This is a genomic window from Variovorax paradoxus (genome assembly GCF_009498455.1).
GTDB lineage: Bacteria > Pseudomonadota > Gammaproteobacteria > Burkholderiales > Burkholderiaceae_C > Variovorax > Variovorax paradoxus_H.
Genome location: NZ_CP045644.1, coordinates 1,217,261 through 1,235,431 on the forward strand (window position 1 = coordinate 1,217,261; position 18,171 = coordinate 1,235,431).

General features: G+C 68.4%; 17 protein-coding genes. 9 read left to right on the top strand and 8 right to left on the bottom strand.

Annotation, left to right across the window (positions count from 1 at the left end; translation table 11 throughout):
- Both GFK26_RS05460 and GFK26_RS05465 read right to left on the bottom strand, forming a co-directional pair.
- Nucleotides 1–783, bottom strand: coding sequence for an SIR2 family NAD-dependent protein deacylase (locus tag GFK26_RS05460; protein ID WP_153281112.1), 783 nt, complete (start codon nt 781–783; stop codon nt 1–3).
- On the bottom strand, nt 780–1,655 hold the full coding sequence (locus GFK26_RS05465) for an IclR family transcriptional regulator (RefSeq protein WP_153285862.1): 876 nt from the start codon (nt 1,653–1,655) through the stop codon (nt 780–782). The genes GFK26_RS05460 and GFK26_RS05465 overlap by 4 nt, the downstream gene beginning before the upstream one ends.
- A 148-nt stretch (nt 1,656–1,803) precedes the next feature.
- Here GFK26_RS05465 and GFK26_RS05470 point away from each other — a divergent pair, with 148 nt between their 5' ends.
- The 6 genes from GFK26_RS05470 (at nt 1,804) to fahA (ending at nt 8,373) form a co-directional block, all read left to right on the top strand.
- Nucleotides 1,804–2,763, top strand: coding sequence for an MBL fold metallo-hydrolase (locus GFK26_RS05470; RefSeq protein ID WP_153281113.1), 960 nt, complete (start codon nt 1,804–1,806; stop codon nt 2,761–2,763).
- Nucleotides 2,764–2,905: 142 nt separating this feature from the next.
- Nucleotides 2,906–4,543: an FAD-dependent oxidoreductase gene (locus GFK26_RS05475; RefSeq protein WP_153281114.1), complete on the top strand. Its 1,638-nt coding sequence runs from the start codon at nt 2,906–2,908 to the stop codon at nt 4,541–4,543.
- 5 nt (nt 4,544–4,548) lie between these two features.
- Nucleotides 4,549–4,743, top strand: a complete 195-nt coding sequence (locus GFK26_RS05480) for a DUF2783 domain-containing protein (protein WP_153285863.1) — start codon at nt 4,549–4,551, stop codon at nt 4,741–4,743.
- A gap of 125 nt (nt 4,744–4,868) precedes the next feature.
- Nucleotides 4,869–6,107 carry a homogentisate 1,2-dioxygenase gene (gene hmgA / locus GFK26_RS05485; protein WP_416222543.1) on the top strand — a complete coding sequence of 413 codons (1,239 nt, stop codon included), beginning with the start codon at nt 4,869–4,871 and terminating at the stop codon, nt 6,105–6,107.
- Nucleotides 6,104–7,078 (top strand): Bug family tripartite tricarboxylate transporter substrate binding protein, encoded by a 975-nt coding sequence (locus GFK26_RS05490; RefSeq protein WP_153281115.1) that lies wholly within the window; start codon nt 6,104–6,106, stop codon nt 7,076–7,078. The genes hmgA and GFK26_RS05490 overlap by 4 nt, the downstream gene beginning before the upstream one ends.
- Before the next feature lie 26 nt (nt 7,079–7,104).
- Nucleotides 7,105–8,373, top strand: a complete 1,269-nt coding sequence (gene fahA / locus GFK26_RS05495) for a fumarylacetoacetase (protein ID WP_153281116.1) — start codon at nt 7,105–7,107, stop codon at nt 8,371–8,373.
- Nucleotides 8,374–8,523: 150 nt separating this feature from the next.
- On the opposite strand, the gene mrdA is transcribed toward fahA, so the two are convergent.
- The 4 genes from mrdA to GFK26_RS05515 form a co-directional block, all read right to left on the bottom strand.
- Nucleotides 8,524–10,521, bottom strand: coding sequence for a penicillin-binding protein 2 (mrdA, locus tag GFK26_RS05500; protein WP_153281117.1), 1,998 nt, complete (start codon nt 10,519–10,521; stop codon nt 8,524–8,526).
- 60 nt (nt 10,522–10,581) lie between these two features.
- Complete coding sequence (gene mreD, locus GFK26_RS05505) at nt 10,582–11,103, bottom strand: rod shape-determining protein MreD (RefSeq protein ID WP_153281118.1); 522 nt, start codon at nt 11,101–11,103, stop codon at nt 10,582–10,584.
- On the bottom strand, nt 11,100–12,062 hold the full coding sequence (gene mreC / locus GFK26_RS05510; RefSeq protein WP_153281119.1) for a rod shape-determining protein MreC: 963 nt from the start codon (nt 12,060–12,062) through the stop codon (nt 11,100–11,102). Before mreC ends, mreD begins: the two co-directional genes overlap by 4 nt.
- An 85-nt stretch (nt 12,063–12,147) precedes the next feature.
- Nucleotides 12,148–13,191, bottom strand: coding sequence for a rod shape-determining protein (locus tag GFK26_RS05515; RefSeq protein WP_056583929.1), 1,044 nt, complete (start codon nt 13,189–13,191; stop codon nt 12,148–12,150).
- Between the two features lie 217 nt (nt 13,192–13,408).
- Between GFK26_RS05515 and gatC the strand changes: the two genes are divergently transcribed.
- From gatC to gatB, 3 genes are read left to right on the top strand one after another with little or no spacing between them, the layout of a single operon-like run.
- Nucleotides 13,409–13,708, top strand: a complete 300-nt coding sequence (gene gatC / locus GFK26_RS05520) for an Asp-tRNA(Asn)/Glu-tRNA(Gln) amidotransferase subunit GatC (RefSeq protein ID WP_056583926.1) — start codon at nt 13,409–13,411, stop codon at nt 13,706–13,708.
- The gene (gene gatA / locus GFK26_RS05525) at nt 13,705–15,198 is read left to right on the top strand and encodes an Asp-tRNA(Asn)/Glu-tRNA(Gln) amidotransferase subunit GatA (protein WP_416222544.1); all 1,494 of its coding nucleotides are present in this window, start codon (nt 13,705–13,707) and stop codon (nt 15,196–15,198) included. The genes gatC and gatA overlap by 4 nt, the downstream gene beginning before the upstream one ends.
- Before the next feature lies 1 nt (nt 15,199).
- Complete coding sequence (gene gatB, locus GFK26_RS05530; RefSeq protein ID WP_153281121.1) at nt 15,200–16,735, top strand: Asp-tRNA(Asn)/Glu-tRNA(Gln) amidotransferase subunit GatB; 1,536 nt, start codon at nt 15,200–15,202, stop codon at nt 16,733–16,735.
- 46 nt (nt 16,736–16,781) lie between these two features.
- Here the strand turns inward: gatB and GFK26_RS05535 are convergent, their stop codons facing one another.
- Nucleotides 16,782–17,432: a DUF4124 domain-containing protein gene (locus GFK26_RS05535; RefSeq protein ID WP_228121921.1), complete on the bottom strand. Its 651-nt coding sequence runs from the start codon at nt 17,430–17,432 to the stop codon at nt 16,782–16,784.
- A gap of 51 nt (nt 17,433–17,483) precedes the next feature.
- Nucleotides 17,484–18,164, bottom strand: coding sequence for an orotate phosphoribosyltransferase (pyrE, locus tag GFK26_RS05540; RefSeq protein ID WP_099794609.1), 681 nt, complete (start codon nt 18,162–18,164; stop codon nt 17,484–17,486).
- Nucleotides 18,165–18,171: the final 7 nt, after the last annotated feature.

An 18,171-nucleotide genomic window follows, 5' to 3' on the forward strand; every position in this document is an offset into this window, starting at 1 on the left:
TCAGTCGCCGACCATGCCGGCCAGCAACCGCGGCAACAGGTTTTCCGACGCCCCCCGCAACACCACCGCCGCCGCATCGTCCAGATGCGGCAGCGGCTCGATGTTGAGCGTCACCAGCCGCGCACCGCGCGCCATCGCCAGCTTGGGCAACTCGGCCGCCGGGTAGACGATGGTGGTGCTGCCGACCACCAGGAACAGGTCGGACTCCTGCGCCGCCACTTGCGCGTCGAGCAGCACGCCGGCGTTCAGCATCTCGCCGAACATGACCACGTCGGGCCGCGCATGCGAGCCGCAGCGCAGGCAGCGGTGAAAGGGCCACGGGCCGCTGCGGTTGCCGCAGTGGTCGCAGCGCCAGCGGCGCAGCGAGCCGTGCAGCTCCAGCACATCCTGCCCGCCGGCCTTGCCGAGCAGGCCGTCGACGTTCTGCGTGATGAGCCGGGTCGCGGGGCGCAGCCGCTGCAGCTGCGCGAGCGCGAGGTGGCCGGGGTTGGGCGACGCGGTCTCGATCAGCGACAGGCGCTGGGCCCAGAACCTGGTGAAGCCGCCCGGGTCGCGCGCGAGGTCGTCGGCATGCGAGAACTTGAGCGCGTTCTGGCTCATCCAGAGGCCGTCGGCGTCGCGGTAGGTCGGGATGCCCGAGGCCTTGGACAGCCCCGCGCCCGAGAAGACCACGATGCGCCGCGCACCGCGCAGCAGCGCCACGGTGCGGTCGATGCGCAGCGCGAGATCGTCGGAGTCGGAAGAAGAAGGCGTGGAAGACAAGGCGGAAGAAAACAGGGTCATCGATCGGAGACAGAGGGAACCACGGCGCCGACCCCGCCCTGGTTTTTGCTCGCGCCCAGGCGCTGCGACACCGTGCCCGCGCAGGCCTTGAGCGCGCGCGCGATCTCGCCGTCCCAGGCGGTGTGGAAGATGCCGGCCGGGCCGATGGCGGTCACGGCCAGCACGATGGCGCCGGTGTGGTCGAACACGGGCGCGGCCATGGCGCTCACGCCCTCGATCACCTCGCCGTCGGAGCGGCTGATGCCGTGGTCGCGCACTTCCTGGCACTGGCGCGCGAAGTCGCTCCACGAGGGCAGCGGCTGCACCGGCGGCATGCCGGCCGGCGGCGCGGGCTCGGCGGCGCCCTTGCGCTGCTTCTGGCGCTGGCGCTCGTCCTCGAGCTGCGCGCGCACCACGGCCGGGTCAAGGTAGGCGGCAAACACGCGGCCCGAGGCCGTGTTGGTGAGCGAGAACACGGTGCCGTGGCGCATGTTCACGTGCACCGGCGAGGGCGACTCGGCCGTGCGCACGATGGTCGCGCCGCGCGCGCCCCACACGGCCAGCGCCACCGTGTGGCCGATCTGCTGCGCGAGCTGGCCGATCAGCGCCGTGGCGATGTGCACCGGGTCGGCCTGCTGCAGGCTGATCAGCCCCAGTTGCAAGGCCAGCGGGCCGAGCAGATAGTGGCCGCTGGCGCGGTCCTGCTCGATGAGGCCCAGCCGGCCGAAGCTCACCATGTACGGGTGGGCCTTGGCGGCCGTCATGTCCGCTTCGCGGGCAAGGTCTTTGAGCGCCATCGGGCGGCCGTGGTGCACCAGCGCGCGCAGCAGCTGCCCGCCGACTTCGATGCTCTGGATGCCGCGCTGGGCGCGGTCGGTGTCAACAGTCGCCATGGCCGCCTTGCCGTCTGGTTGTTCGTTCATGAAGAAGGCATTAGACATGAACTGATCTCGGGCTTACACTGCGCGCATTCGTTATCTGCAAACTCGTTCGCCTTAAACGAATAAGGTGAATCCCAAACCACCCCACCGGAGACACACGATGAGCCAAGCCAAGAAGTTCGCCAGCCAGGCCGACCTGGAAGAAAAGAAGATCACCTTCAGCCAGATTTCGGAGCACGCCTGGGCCTACACGGCCGAGGGCGACCCCAACACCGGCATCATCATTGGCGACGACTGCGTGCTGGTGGCCGACACCCAGGCCACGCCCGCCATGGCCGCCGACGTGGTGCGCCGCATCCGCGAAGTGACCGACAAGCCCATCAAGTACGTGGTGCTCACGCACTACCACGCGGTGCGCGTGCTGGGCGCCGCCGGCTATGGGGCCGAACACATCCTGGCCAGCCAGGACACGCGCGACCTGATCGTCGAGCGCGGCGAGGAAGACAAGGCCAGCGAAATCGGCCGCTTCCCGCGCCTGTTCCAGAACGTCGAGACCGTGCCCCCGGGCCTGACCTGGCCCACCATGACCTTCACCGGCAAGATGACGCTGTGGCTGGGAAAGCTCGAAGTGCAGCTGCTGCAGCTGGGCCGCGGCCACACCAAGGGCGACACGGTCGTCTGGCTGCCGCAGGAGCGCGCGCTGCTGTCGGGCGACCTGGTCGAGTTCGGCGCCACGCCGTACGCCGGCGACGCCTACTTCCAGGACTGGCCGCAGACGCTGGACAAGCTCGCCGCCCTGAAGCCCCTGGCCCTGGTGCCGGGCCGCGGCGCCGCGCTCACCACGCCCGAAGACGTGGCCAAGGGCCTGCAGGAAACACGTGCCTTCATCGCCGACGTGTACGCCAGCGTGCAGGACGGCGTGAAGGCCGGCCGCGATCTGAACGCGGTCTACAAGGAGACCTACGAGAAGCTCAAGCCCAAGTACAGCCAGTGGGTGATCTTCGACCACTGCATGCCCTTCGACGTGAGCCGCGCGTACGACGAGGCCTCGGGCCATGCGGACCCGCGCGTGTGGACGGCACAGCGCGACATCGACATGTGGAAGGCGCTGGAAGGCTGATTCCGCATGGCTCCCTCCCCCGCTGGGGGAGGGCTGGGGTGGGGGCAGGCAGAGCGCCCGAAGTGAACGCCGCGTGCCCCCATCCCAACCTTCCCCCAGCGGGGGAAGGAGCAATGCAAGACACAAGACACGGAGACAACACGTGATCGACTACCAAAGCCTGCGCTTCGACTACACCCGCCATGCCGACCAGGACGCCGCCGCGCCCGCCCGCCACCCCGTGGTGGTCGTGGGCGCCGGCCCGGTGGGCCTCACGCTCGCCATCGACCTCGCCCTGCGGCAGATTCCCGTGGTGCTGCTCGACAACGACAACAGCCTGTCCAGCGGGTCGCGCGCGATCTGCTTTGCCAAGCGCACGCTCGAGGTGTTCGACCGCCTCGGCTGCGGCGACCGCATGGTGGACAAGGGCGTGTCGTGGCACGTCGGCAAGGTGTTCTTCCATGACGAGCAGGTCTACCGCTTCGACCTGCTGCCCGAGCCCGGCCACGAGCGCCCGGCCTTCATCAACCTGCAGCAGTACTACGTCGAGGGCTACCTCGTCGAGCGCGCCGCAGCGCTGCCGCTGATCGACCTGCGCTGGAACAACAAGGTCACCGGTATCGAGCAAGGCGACGACGGCGCGGTGCTGACTGTGGAAACGCCCGAGGGTGAGTACCGCCTGCAGGCCGGCTACGTCGCCGCCTGCGACGGCTCGCGCTCCAACCTGCGCCAGATGCTGGGGCAGGAAGCCAAGGGCCGCACCTTCCGCGACCGCTTCCTGATCGCCGACATCACGATGGACGCACAGCTGCCCACCGAGCGCCGCTTCTGGTTCGATCCGTCGTTCCACCCCGGCCAGAGCGTGCTGCTGCACAAGCAGGCCGACGGCATGTGGCGCGTCGACTTCCAGCTCGGCTGGGACGCCGACCCGGTGGAAGAGCGCAAGCCCGAGCGCATCACGCCGCGCGTGCGCGCACTGCTGGACAGCATCGGCTTCGAGGGCGTGCAGTTCCAGATCGGCTGGGCCAGCGTCTACACCTTCGCCTGCCAGCGCATGGAGCGCTTCCGCCACGGGCGTGTGCTGTTCGCGGGCGACTCGGCGCACGGCGTGTCGCCCTTCGGCGCGCGCGGCGCCAACTCGGGCGTGCAGGACGCGGACAACCTCGCCTGGAAGCTCGCGGCCGTGCTGGCCGGCGACGCGCCCGACGCGCTGCTCGACAGCTACGCGAGCGAGCGCGAGTTCGCGGCCGACGAGAACATCCGCAATTCGACGCGCGCCACCGACTTCATCACGCCCAAGAGCGAGGTGAGCCGGCTGTTCCGCGACGCGGTGCTCGAGCTGACCAAGCGCCATGCCTTCGCGCGCTCGCTGGTCAACAGCGGGCGACTGTCGGTGGCCACGGTGCTGCGCGACTCGCCGCTCAACACGCCCGACGCCGACTCCTTCGCCGGCGCGATGGTGCCCGGCGCGGCGGCAGCCGATGCGCCCGTGCGGCGCGCCGACGGCAGCACCGGCTGGCTGCTGCGCGAATGCCATGTGGCGCGCTTCACCGCGCTGGTGTTCGGCACCGGCGACGCCGCCGAGCGCAGCCTGCAGGCGCTGGAAGCCAGCGACCTCGCGCTGCATGTGGTGCGCGTGGAAGGCACCGGTGCCGATGCCGAACTCGCCATGCAGCGCTACGACGCGCAGCCCGGCACCGTCTACCTGCTGCGGCCCGACCAGCACGTGTGCGCGCGCTGGCGGCAGCCCACGGCGGCGAAAATTCGCGCGGCCCTCGACCACGCGCTGGCAAAGGCATGACCCCGATGCAACCACAGCTGATCACCACGCCGAACCTCGACGCGCCCGACGATTTCTACGAGGCGCTCATCGAAGCCCACCAGGGGCTTTCCACCGAAGAAAGCCACGCCTTCAACGCACGGCTCGTGCTCGTGCTGGCCAACCACGTCGGCTCGCTGGCCGTGCTGCGCGAAGCCTTCGACGCGGCGCGCGCCGGCTGAGCTGCGCCACATCCACGCACTCCCACCTCATCGCGATTTTCGAAAGAGAAGCCCATGACCCAACCCACCCCGCCTCCGAACGGCGCTACCAGAGCGGCTTCGGCAACGAATACGCCTCCGAAGCCGTGCCCGGTGCGCTGCCGCAAGGCCGCAACAACCCGCAGCGCGGTCCCTTCGACCTGTACACCGAGCTGCTCTCGGGCACCGCCTTCACGGCGCCGCGCCACGAGAACCGCCGCACCTGGCTGTACCGCCGCCAGCCCTCGGTGGTGTCGGGCCGCTACCAGCCCTACGCGCAGACGCACTGGACCACCGGCGCCGACCGCGAAATCGCGCTGCCGCCCGAGCCGATGCGCTGGGGCCCGCTGCCGCTGGACGGCGCGGCCGACGTCGACTTCATCGACGGCATGCACACGCTGGCCGCCAACGGCGACGCCGAATCGCAGGTCGGCATCGGCTCGCTGATGTACCTGGCGGGCCGTTCGATGGAACAGCGCGCCTTCGTCAACGCCGACGGCGAGATGCTGGTGATGCCCCAACAGGGCCGCCTCGTCGTCACCACCGAACTCGGCGTGCTCGACGTGAAGCCCGGCGAAATCGTGGTGCTGCCACGCGGCATGGCCTTCAAGGTCGCACTGCCCGACGGTCTCTCGCGCGGCTACGTGTGCGAGAACTACGGCGCGCACTTCCGCCTGCCCGAGCTCGGCCCGATCGGCTCGAACGGCCTGGCCAACGCACGCGACTTCCAGGCGCCCGTGGCGGCCTTCGAGGCAGACGGCGGCGCCTACGGGTTGGTGAAAAAATTCGGCGGCCGCTTCTGGACCGCACCGACAAAACAGTCGCCCTTCAACGTGGTCGCGTGGCACGGCAACCTCGCGCCGGTGAAGTACGACACGGCGAACTTCATGGTGATCGGCTCGATCAGCTTCGACCATCCCGATCCGTCGATCTTCACCGTGCTGACCTCGCCCAGCGACACGCCCGGCACGGCCAACTGCGACTTCGTGATCTTCCCGCCGCGCTGGATGGTCATGGAAAACACCTTCCGTCCGCCGTGGTTCCACCGCAACCTCATGAGCGAGTTCATGGGCCTGGTGCTGGGCGAGTACGACGCCAAGCCGGGCGGCTTCAAGCCCGGCGGCGCGAGCCTGCACAACTGCATGGTGCCGCACGGCCCGGACGAAGAAGCCTTCGACAAGGCCACGCACGCCGACCTCAAGCCGCACAAGCTGGACAACACGCTGGCCTTCATGTTCGAGAGCCGCTACCGTTTCATTCCGACGAACTTCGCGCTGCAAAGCCCGGCGCTCGACACCGACTACACCGACTGCTGGGCCGGTCTGAAAGACCAATTCAAGCCATGACGCACACCTTCACATTCACGCGCCGCGCCGCGGCCCTCGCGTTGCTGGCCGCGCCCTTGTTCGCGCATGCGGCCGACTTTCCTTCGAAGCCCATCAAGTTCATCGTGCCCTACACGCCCGGCGGCACCACCGACCTCGTGGCGCGCACCGTGGGCCAGAAGGTGTCGGAAAAACTGGGCCAGCCGGTGCTCATCGACAACCGCGGCGGCGCGGGCGGCAACATCGGCATGGACGCCGTGGCCAAGGCTGCGCCCGACGGCTACACGATCGGCTTCGGCGCCATCTCGACCAACGCGCTGAACCCGCACATCTACAAGTCGATGGCCTTCGACCCGCGCAAGGATTTCACGGCCATCAGCCTGCTGGGCATGTCGACCATCGTGCTCGAAGTGCCGGCGGCCTCGCCCATCAAGTCGGTGCCTGACCTCATCGCCGCCGCGAAGAAGAACCCCGGCCTGCCCTACGCCACCGCGGGCGCCGGCACCTCGATGAACCTGGCCGGCGTGATGTTCGCGCAGATGACCGGCACCGAGCTCACGCACGTCGCCTACAAGGGCAGCGGCCCGGCCATCACCGACATGCTGGGCAACACCATCGGCGTGATGTTCGACAACCTGCCGGCGTCGCTGCCGCACATCCAGGCCGGCAAGCTGCGCGCGCTGGCCGTGGCGGGCTCCACGCGCTCGCCCTCGCTGCCCGACGTGCCGACGATGGCCGAGGCAGGCCTCAAGGGCTACGCGCTGGAGCCATGGTTCGGCGTGTACGGCCCGGCGAAGCTGCCCGCGCCGATCGTGAAGGCATTGAACGAAGCGTTCGTCGAAGCGTTGGCCATGCCCGACGTGAAGGCCAAGCTGCAGCAGGCCGGCTTCTCGCCGCGCGGCTCGACCGCGCAGGAGCTCACCACGCTCACCGACACCGAATACAAGCGCCTGGGCGACGTCGCCAAAAAAGCGGGCATGACCGCCGACTGATCCGATTCAAGAACCGAAAGACATCCATGACCGCACTCAACGCCACCCACGACCCGAAGCTGCGCAGCTGGGTTGCCGCCGCCAACGTGGCCGGCACCGACTTCCCGATCCAGAACCTGCCCTTCGGCCGCTTCCGCACGGCCGGCAGCAGCGAGGCGTTCCGCATCGGCGTGGCCATCGGCGACCAGATTCTTGACCTGCGCGCGGCCGGGCTCGTCGACACCGACGACATGAACGTGCTGATGAACGCGAGCGTGAAAGACCGCCAGGCCCTGCGCGCCGCGATCTCCGCCGGCCTTGCCGAAGGCAGCAGCCAGCAGGCCGCGTGGGCGAAGGCGCTGCTCGCGCAAGCGCAGGCCGAGATGACCGTGCCCTGCCGCATCGGCGACTACACCGACTTCTACACGGGCATCCACCACGCCACCACCATCGGCAAGCTGTTCCGTCCCGACCAGCCGCTCATGCCCAACTACAAGTGGGTGCCCATCGGCTACCACGGCCGCGCCTCGTCGATCGGCGTGAGCGGCCAGACCTTCAAGCGCCCGCAAGGCCAGACCAAGGCGCCCGATGCCGTCGCACCGAGCTTCGGCCCGTCGAAGCGGCTCGACTACGAACTGGAACTGGGCTTCCTCGTCGGCCGCGGCAATGCGCTGGGCGAGCCCATCGCCATCGGCGACGCCGAAGACCATCTGTTCGGCGTGACCCTGCTCAACGACTGGTCGGCGCGCGATCTGCAGGCCTGGGAATACCAGCCGCTCGGCCCGTTCCTCGCGAAGAACTTCGCGAGCACGCTGTCGCCCTGGATCGTGACGACCGACGCGCTGGCCCCGTTCCGCGCCAAGTTCGAGCGCCCCGCCGAAGACCCGCAGCCGCTGCCTTACCTCGACGCCCCCTCGAACCGCGCCAGCGGCGCGCTCGACATCACGCTCGAAGTGCTGCTGCAGACCGCGAAGATGCGCGCCGACGGCGTCGCGCCCGTGCGCCTCACGCTCGGCAACACCACCGAGGCCGCCTACTGGACCGCCGCGCAGCTCATCACGCACCACACGGTGAACGGCTGCAACCTGCAGCCCGGCGACCTGCTGGGCTCGGGCACGCTGTCGGGCCCGCAGCCCGACCAGGCCGGCTCGCTGATGGAACTCACGGGGGGCGGCAAGCAGCCGATCACGCTGCCGAACGGCGAGACGCGCACGTTCCTGGAAGACGGCGACACGCTGGTGATGCGTGGCTGGTGCGAGCGCGAAGGCGCGGTGCGCATCGGGCTGGGTGAGGTCACGGGGACCGTGATCGCCTGAGGCCCCGCGCCGCCCTCTCTCCCCGTGTTGTTCCCTCTCCCTCTGGGAGAGGGCCAGGGTGAGGGCAGTCGGCCTCACCACATCGCGCGGCGTTGATGGCCGCTCACCCTCACCCCACCCCTCTCCCCCAGGGGAGAGGGAGTCAGACCTTCAGGGCGTAGCCGCCGCCGATGCCGCGCCCGTAGGCACCGGCGAAGCCGCTCCCGCCACGGGCCACACCACCTCGCTGGCCACGCGCGGCTTGCCCATCGGCGCCCCCGCGCGGCCGATGCGCACGGCGGCCATGTCGGCCTCGCTGGGGTACTGATCCATGAGCCAGTAGTCGAACACGCGGCGCGCAATGGGCGCCGCGGAGCCGGCGCCCCAGCCCGCGTTCTCGACGATGACGGCCAGCGCGATCTTCGGGTTGCTGGCCGGCGCGTAGGCCATGAACAGCGCGTGGTCGCGCTGGTGCTCTTCGAGCGCGCGCGCGTTGTACCGGGTGTTCTTGGCCTGCGTCACGGCCTGCGCCGTGCCGGTCTTGCCGGCCGCCTGGTAGCCCGCGCCGGCGAAAACGCTGCGCGCGGTGCCGCTGGTGACCACGCTGGTCAGGCCTTCGCGGATCACCGCGATGTTGGCGGCGGCGAAGCCGAGGTTCTCGGCCGGCGGCTGCGGCAACGGCACGACCTGCCCGCTGACCGTGTTGCGCATCGCCAGTGCCAGGTGCGGACGGCGCTTCATGCCGCCGTCGGCCACGATGGCCGTGGCCTGCGCGAGCTGCAGCATGGTGAAGTTGTTGTAGCCCTGGCCGATGCCCAGCGAGATGGTCTCGCCCGCGTACCATTTTTTCTGCTCGGGCCGCTTGTAGGCGTTGCGCTTCCACTCGGTGCTCGGCAGCACGCCGCGCAGCTCGCCGCCCAGGTCGATGCCGGTGATCTGGCCGAAGCCCAGGGGCTTCATGAAGTCGTGGATGAGGTCCACGCCCATCTCGTTGGCCAGCGAGTAGTAGTAGATGTTGCTCGACACCTGGATCGAGCGGCGCATGTCGACGCCGCCCAGGTTGCCTTCGGGACTGCCGAAGCGGTGGCCGCCGAAGTTGAAGTAGCCGGGGTCGTTCACCACCACGCTCGCGCCGCGCTTGCCGGTCTGCAGTGCCGCCAGCGCCATGAAGGGCTTGTAGGTCGAGCCCGGCGGGTAGGTGCCGCGCAGCGCGCGGTTGAGCAGCGGCTTGTCGAGCGACTCGCTGAGCTCTTTCCAGCTCTCGGTGTCGATGCCTTCCACGAACAGGTTCGGATCGAAGGTGGGCTTGCTCACGAAGGCCAGCACCTCGCCGGTCTTGGGGTCGATGGCCACCAGCGCGCCGCGGCGCTCGCCGAACATGTCTTCCACCAGCTTCTGCAGCTTGATGTCCAGCGACAGCATGACGGTGTTGCCCGGCGTGGCCGGATGGCTTGCGAGCCGGCGCACGGCGCGCCCGCCGGCCGAGGTTTCCATCTGCTCGACGCCGGTCTGCCCGTGCAGCATTTTTTCGTAGCTCTGCTCGATGCCGAGCTTGCCGATGTAGTCGGTGCCCTTGTAGTTGGCCTGGTCTTCTTCTTCCCAGTCTTCCATCGCGGTTTTTTCGCGCTGGTTGATGCGGCCGATGTAGCCGAGCACGTGAGAGCCCGTCTCGCCGTTCGGGTAGTTGCGGAACAGGCGCGCCTTGATCTCCACGCCCGGGAAGCGGTAGCGCTGGGCCGCGAAGCGCGCCACTTCTTCGTCGCTCAGGCGGGTGCGGATCGGAATGGAGTCGAAGCTGCGCGAGTCTTCGCGCAGGCGCTTGAAGCGGCGGCGGTCGCGCGGCGACACCTCGAGCACGCTGGTCAGGCTGTTGATGGTTTCCTCGACATCGCCGACCTTCGAAGGCGTGATTTCCAGCGTGTAGGCCGAGTAGTTGGAGGCCAGCACGATGCCGTTGCGGTCGAGGATGAGCCCCCGGTTCGGCACCACCGGCACCACGGCCGTGCGGTTGCTCTCGGCCTGCTCGGCCAGGTCGTCGTGGCGCACCACCTGCAAGTAAACGAGCCGCGACCCCAGCAGGCCGAAGGCGAACAGCACCGCCAGGCCGATGACGATCACGCGGCGCTTGAAGCGCGCCAGGTCGGCGGCAACGTTGCGGATTTCGGTCATGGCATCAGGAGCTTAGGCGTGCGCAGGTGCGATGGCAAATGCAGCGCAGGGAAGAAGAACTCAGAGGGGCCGGTTCTCGTCGGGTTCAGGGGTGCGGCGCTGCGGCGCCAGCAGCAACGCACTGGCCAGCGGCCACAGTGCGGCCTCGAGGGCCGGCGAGATCAGCACGCCCCACCCCGGGAACACGCCGCCGCCGATCATGCGCGTGATCACCTCGATGAACTGCGACAGCGCAAACAGCGGCAGCACCTGCAGCGCCTGCGAGAGCACCGGGTACCAGAGCAGACGCCGGTGGATCATGGCCGCGAAGAAGCCCAGCGTGGTGTAGGACAGCGCGTGCTGGCCCAGCATCGACGACTGGTGCACGTCCATGAGCAGGCCGAACATGAAGGCCGCGCCGATGCCCACGCGCGCGGGCTGGTGCACGCCCCAGAACACGATCACCAGTGCCAGCAGGTCGGGCATCCAGGCCGCGCGGCCGATGGGGATCATGTTGACCAGCAGCGCCACGAGCAGGCTGGTCCACATGAAGACGGGGCTGACGGGCAGCAAGAGCTGCTGCTGGCCGGGGCGCTTGATCATCGCGTGGCTCCCGCGGGCTTCTTTTCGTTCTTGCCGGCGCCGGGCTTGCCGTCGGGGCGCTTGCGTTGGGTGGATGCGGCCTCGACGTGCGGCGGCGCCACCGGCGCGCCGGAAGGCTCGAGCACCAGCACGTAGCGCGCCGCCGTCACGCGGGCCAGCGGCACGCAGTAGATGCGCGCAAAGGCCGAATCGGCGCGGCGCTCGATGCGTTCGATCTTCGCCACCGGCAGGCCGGCCGGGTAGATGCCATCGACGCCGCTGGTGGAGAGCAGGTCGCCCTCCTGCAGGTCGGCATTGGCCGCCATGAAGCGCAGCTCCATGCCGCCGCCGTGCGCCGAGGCGTCGCCGAAGGCCACGCTGCGCACGCCGGTGCGGGTGTTCTGCACGGGAATGGCCAGGTCGCGGTCGATCACCAGCGTGACCTCGCTCGTGAAGGGCAGCACCTGCGTGACCTGGCCGAGCACGCCACGCGCATCGATCACCGGCGAGCCGGCCGCCACGCCCTGCGTGAGGCCCTGGTCGATGACGATCTTGCGCGTGTAGGGGTCGGCCGCGTCGTACAGCACCTCGGCCGGGCGGCCCGGCGTGGTGGTGGTCTGGCGCAGTTCGAGCAGCTCGCGCAGGCGGGCGTTGTCTTGGGCCAGCGTGTCGGCGCGGCTGGCAGTTTCGGCCTGCAGCATCAGGGCCTTGCGCGCTTCTTCCTCGTTGCGCTGCGCGGTCTGCAGCTCTTCGAAGTAACGGCTGCCGCCCATCACCAGCATGACGGGCTTGAGCGCCACCATCTGCACCGGATAGAGCACCGCGCCGATGGCCGAGCGGATCGGCTTCACGAGGTGAAAGCGTGCATCGGCCACCATGAGGAAGAGCGAGAGCGCGCCGAAGAAGATCAGCTTGCTGAGTGCCGATTGCCCCTGGTTGAACAGGGGTGGCGCTGTGCGATCGAGCGTGCCCAGAGGCATGTAGTCAGACCCGGCAGTGGTGCAGCATCAAATAACAAAAGGCCGGCCTGCGCAAGCAAAGGCCGGCCGATGGAGGCTTTCGCCTTTACTCGCTCGTGAAGATGCTACCGAGACGGTCCATGCGTTCGAGCGCGATGCCGCAGCCGCGCACCACGCAGGTCAGCGGATCTTCGGCCACGAGCACCGGCAGGCCGGTTTCCTCGGCGAGCAGTCGGTCGAGGTCGCGCAGCAGCGCGCCGCCGCCGGTGAGCATCATGCCGCGCTCGGCGATGTCGGCGCCCAGTTCGGGGGGCGTCTGTTCCAGCGCGTTCTTCACGGCCGAGACGATGTTGTTCAGGGGGTCGGTCAGGGCTTCCAGCACTTCGTTGCTGCTGATGGTGAAGCTGCGCGGCACGCCTTCGGAAAGGTTGCGGCCCTTGACTTCCATTTCCTTGACTTCGGAGCCCGGGAAAGCCGAGCCGATGTTCTTCTTGATGACTTCGGCCGTCGGCTCGCCGATCAGCATGCCGTAGTTGCGGCGGATGTAGTTGATGATGGCTTCGTCGAAGCGGTCGCCGCCCACGCGGACCGAGCCCTTGTAGACCATGCCGCCCAGCGAGATCACGCCCACTTCGGTGGTGCCGCCGCCGATGTCCACCACCATCGAGCCCGAGGCTTCGCTGACGGGCAGGCCGGCGCCGATGGCCGCGGCCATGGGTTCTTCGATGAGGTAGACGGCGGTGGCGCCGGCGGCTTCGGCCGCGTCCTTGATGGCGCGGCGCTCGACCTGGGTGGAACCGCAGGGCACGCAGATGATGATGCGCGGGCTCGGCGTGAGCAGCGTGCGCGGGTGCACCATCTTGATGAACTGCTTGATCATCTGCTCGGTGATCACGAAGTCGGCGATCACGCCGTCCTTCATCGGGCGGATGGCCTCGATGTTGCCGGGCACCTTGCCCAGCATGGCCTTGGCTTCGCGGCCGACGGCCTGGATCACCTTCTTGCCATGGGGACCGCCTTCGTGGCGGATCGCGACCACGGAGGGCTCGTCCAGCACGATGCCCTTGTTGCGGGCGAAGATCAGGGTGTTGGCGGTGCCGAGGTCGATCGCCAGGTCGGTGGAGAAGTACCGACGGAAAGCTCCAAACATGTGCGGAATCCTCTGAGCACGGCCTGCGCATCGGCAGGTCGTCGCTCTATTTTTTGGGTCGTTTGACGGGGTGAATTGATCGTTTTTGGCGCAAAAGCCGGCGCGTTCGCGGGGGTTGCGGCAAAGGCGGGATAATAACCGAATCCCCTCTGAATCCCGTGTCGGCACCCTCTTCGGCGTGCGATTGCCTCCGGTTTTTTCGACCCGTCAGCCACCTATGTCTCTTTCCGCTTCCGATATTGCACGCATCGCCTCGTTGGCGCGGCTGCAGCTTGCCCCAGACGAAAGCGAGCGCATGCTCACTCAAATCAACGGCTTCTTCGATCTGGTCGAACGCATGCGCGCGGTCGACACCACCGGCGTCGAGCCGCTGGCGCATCCGGTGGCCGCGCTCGAAGACGTGACGCTGCGCCTGCGCGACGACGTCGTGAGCGAGCCGAACAACCGTGAAGCCAACCAGAAGAGCGCCCCGGCCGTCGAAGCCGGCCTGTTCCTCGTGCCCAAGGTGATCGAATGATGAGCACCGATGAACTGCACCAATGGAGCGTGGTCGCGTTGGCGAAGGCGCTGGCCGACCGCAAGGTTTCAGCCGTCGAGGCCTCGCAAGCGTTCCTCGGCCGCATGAAGGCCCACGAATCGCTCGGCACCTTTGTCGACGTCAACGAAGAAGTCACGCTGGCCCAGGCCCGCGCGGCCGACGCGCTCCTTGCGAAGGGCAACGCGCCCGCGCTGGCCGGCGTGCCGATTGCGCACAAGGACATCTTCGTCACCACCGATTTCGCCACCACCGCCGGCTCGAAGATGCTCGCGGGCTACCGCTCGCCCTTCGACGCGACCGTGGTGCGCCGCCTGGCCGAAGCCGGTGCGGTCACGCTCGGCAAGCTCAGCTGCGACGAGTTCGCGATGGGCTCGGCCAACGAGAACGTCGCCGTGCCCGCCGTGGGCCACGACAAAGCCGTGCCCGTGCGCAACCCCTGGAACCTCGACCGCATTCCGGGCGGCTCGTCGGGCGCCAGCGCCGCGGCCGTGGCCGCGCGCCTCGCACCCGCCGCCACCGGCACCGACACCGGCGGCTCGATCCGCCAACCGGCCTCGTTCTGCGGCGTCACCGGCATCAAGCCGACCTACGGCCGCGCCTCGCGCTACGGCATGGTGGCCTTCGCCTCGAGCCTCGACCAGGCCGGCCCGATGGCCCGCTCGGCCGAAGACTGCGCGCTGCTGCTGTCGGCCTTCTGCGGCCCCGACCTCGACCGCGATTCGACCTCGCTCGACAAGCCCGCCGAAGACTTCGGCCGCTCGCTGAACGACTCGCTCGACGGCCTGCGCATCGGCGTGCCGAAGGAGTTCTTCGGTGACGGCGTGGCGCCCGGCGTGCGCGCCGCCATTGATGCAGCGTTGTTGCAGTACGAGAAGCTCGGCGCCAAGCGCGTCGAGGTCTCGCTGCCGCGCACCGAGCTGTCGATTCCCGTGTACTACATCCTGGCCGCCGCGGAAGCGTCGAGCAACCTGAGCCGCTTCGACGGCGTCAAGTTCGGCCACCGCGCCAAGCAGTACAAGGACCTGGCCGAGATGTACGAGCGCACGCGCGCCGAAGGCTTCGGCGACGAAGTGAAGCGCCGCATCATGATCGGCACCTACGTGCTCTCGCACGGCTACTACGACGCCTACTACCTGCAGGCACAGAAGGTGCGCCGCATGATCGCGGACGACTTCCAGCAGGCGCTGACGCAATGCGACGTGATCGCCGGCCCCGCCGCGCCGACCACCGCCTGGAAGATCGGCGAACACGGCGACGACCCCGTGGCCGACTACCTCGCCGACATCTTCACGCTGCCCGCCTCGCTCGCCGGCCTGCCCGGCATGAGCGTGCCCGCAGGCTTCGACGCCGGCATGCCCGTGGGCCTGCAGCTGATCGGCAACTACTTCGGCGAAGCGAAGCTGCTGAACGCAGCGCACCGCTTCCAGCAGGCCACCGACTGGCACACGCGCACGCCGGAGGGCTTCTGACATGAGCGACAACACCGCAGTGAACACCTTCGAAGCACAACAACAAGGCCGCCCGACCGGCCCGCTGGTGCGCGGCTATGAAGTCATCATCGGCTTCGAGACGCACGCGCAGCTGTCGACGAACAGCAAGATCTTCAGCCGCGCCTCCACGGCCTTCGGCGCCGAGCCCAACACGCAGGCCTGCGCGGTCGACCTGGCACTGCCGGGCACGCTGCCGGTGATGAACAAGGGCGCGGTCGAACGCGCCATCAAGCTGGGCTTGGCGCTCGGCTCGCACATCGCGCCGCGCAGCGTGTTCGCGCGCAAGAACTACTTCTACCCCGACCTGCCCAAGGGCTACCAGATCAGCCAGTTCGAGATCCCGGTGGTGCAAGGCGGCGCGGTTTCGTTCTTCCTCGGTGAAGAAAAGAAGACCGTGCGCCTCGTGCGCGCCCACCTTGAGGAAGACGCGGGCAAGTCGCTGCACGAAGACTTCATCGGCCAGAGCGGCATCGACTTGAACCGCGCCGGCACGCCGCTGCTGGAGATCGTGACCGAGCCCGACATGCGCTCCACCGCCGAGGCCGTGGCCTATGCGCGCGAACTGCACAAGATCGTCACGTGGATCGGCATCTGCGACGGCAACATGCAGGAAGGGAGCTTTCGCTGCGACGCCAACGTGTCGGTGCGCAAGCCTGGCGACAAGCTCGGCACGCGCCGCGAGATCAAGAACCTGAACAGCTTCAAGTTCATGCAGCAGGCGATCGACTACGAGATCAACTCGCAGATCGACGAGCTCGAAGACGGCCGCGCGATTCAACAGGCGACCGTGCTGTTCGACCCCGCTACCGGCGAGACGCGCACCATGCGCACCAAGGAAGACGCGGCCGACTACCGCTACTTTCCCGACCCCGACCTGCCGCCCCTGGTGGTGGCCGCCGAGTGGATCGAGCGCGTGCGCGCCACCATGCCCGAGCTGCCGCGCGCCACGGCCGAGCGCTATGTGCGCGACCACGGCCTGTCGGAATACGACGCCGCGCAGCTCACGCAGAGCGCGGCGCTCGCACGCTACTTCGATGATGCCGTGACAGCCGGCGCCACGCCGAAGCTCGCGAGCAACTGGATCACCGGCGAAATGGCGCGCCGTCTGAACGCCAGCGGGGCAAATGTCAGCGATTCACCGGTTCAAGCAATTGCGCTCGCTGGCCTTATCAGGCACATCTCTTCGGGCGCCATAAGTAATAGCGCGGCACGCCAAGTCTTTGATGCACTTTGGACTCGCGAGTTGAATCCGACCTTGGTCGGGGGAAGCTTTGAGCAAATGGATGCGATGTTCACGGCGTATTTCGAGGCCAAGGGTCTGACGCAAATGAACGACACCGGCGCGCTCGACAAGATCCTCGACGAGGTGATTGCCAAAAATGCCAAGAACGTCGAGGAATACCGAGGCGGCAAGGAAAAGGCGCTCAACGGCCTCGTGGGCCAGGTCATGAAGGCCAGCGGGGGCAAGGCGAACCCGGCGCAGGTCACCGAGCTGCTGAAAGCCAAGCTGGGCTGATCAAAAATCCCGGGGCCTTGCGCAAGGCCCCGGCGGGTTCATTCGTTCAGCGGGGGTTGCCGCCGTTCTGCGGCGACCAGAGCGTCTTCAGGCGCCCACGCTCCTCATCGAAGCGCGCATTCACGCGCTTCTTCTCGTCTTCCTGCTCCGCGACGAAGCGGTTCTGCACGGCCACGCTCTGCGTGTTGTCCTCGATCCTGCGGCGCACCGCGCCGGGCGCCTTGCTCGTGTCCTGCTTGTAGAACTCGAGTTCTTCGTCGATCTTCTTGCGCTCGTCGGCGAGCTCGGCGATGCGCTTTTTCGCGGCCTGGATCACGGCGTCGATCTGCGACAGCGCCTCGGCGCGCTCGCGGTCGTGCGTGGTGGCGTTGGGGTAGCGCACCAGCAGCGCGCGCTCGCGGCGGCGCTCGTCGATGATGCGCGCCGCCTGGATGGCGGCTTCGCGCGCGCGGTCCTCGCGCTCCTGCAATTCGCGCGCCGTGTAGGTCGGCTCCAGCTTGCGGCGCACCGTGCCGCTGGGGCCCAGTTCGCGCTGCTCGCGGTCGCTGCATTCGGCGATCGGCCGGTCGGCCGTGAGCGTGCGTCCGCGCGCGTCGACGCAGGTGTAGATGCCGACGCCGGGTGCGTCAGTCTTCGCAGGCTGCGCCAGCGCCACGCCACACGACAAGGCCGCCAGGCCCAGCCACAGCGACGCCATGGCACAGGCAGAAAAGGGATCGCGCGCGAGGCGTCGCATCGGCGCTGCGTCTCAGGCGCCGTAGCGCGTGCGGTAGGCCAGCACGCGCTCGCGGTGCGCGCCGAGGTCGGCGGCGGCATTGCCCGAGAGGTAGCTCAGCAGGTCGTCCAGCGTGGCGATGGCGACCACCGCGAGGCCGAGCTGGTTGCGCACGTACTGCACGGCGCTGTGGTCCACGTCGACGCCGTTCTCGGTGGCTTTTTCCTGCCGGTCGAGCGCGATGGACACGGCATGCGGCGTGGCGCCCGCGGCCTGGATGGCGGCGATCGATTCGCGCACCGCGGTGCCGGCCGACATCACGTCGTCGACGATGAGCACGCGGCCCTTGAGCGGCGCGCCCACGAGATTGCCGCCCTCGCCGTGCGCCTTGGCTTCCTTGCGGTTGTAGGCGAAGGGGTAGTTGCGCCCGCGGCGGGCCAGCTCGGCGGCCACGGTGGCGCCCAGCGGGATGCCCTTGTAGGCGGGGCCGAAGATCATGTCGAACTCGAGCCCGCTTTCGATCAGGCGGTCTGCATAGAATCCGGCGAGCCGCGCGATCTTGGCGCCGTCGTCGAACAGTCCCGAATTGAAGAAATACGGGCTCATGCGACCGGCCTTGGTCTTGAATTCGCCGAAGCGAAGCACGCCGGCGTCGAGCGCGAACTGGACGAAGTCCTGTGCCACCGCGCTGCTTGTCTGACCGTCTACAGCCATTGGAAAT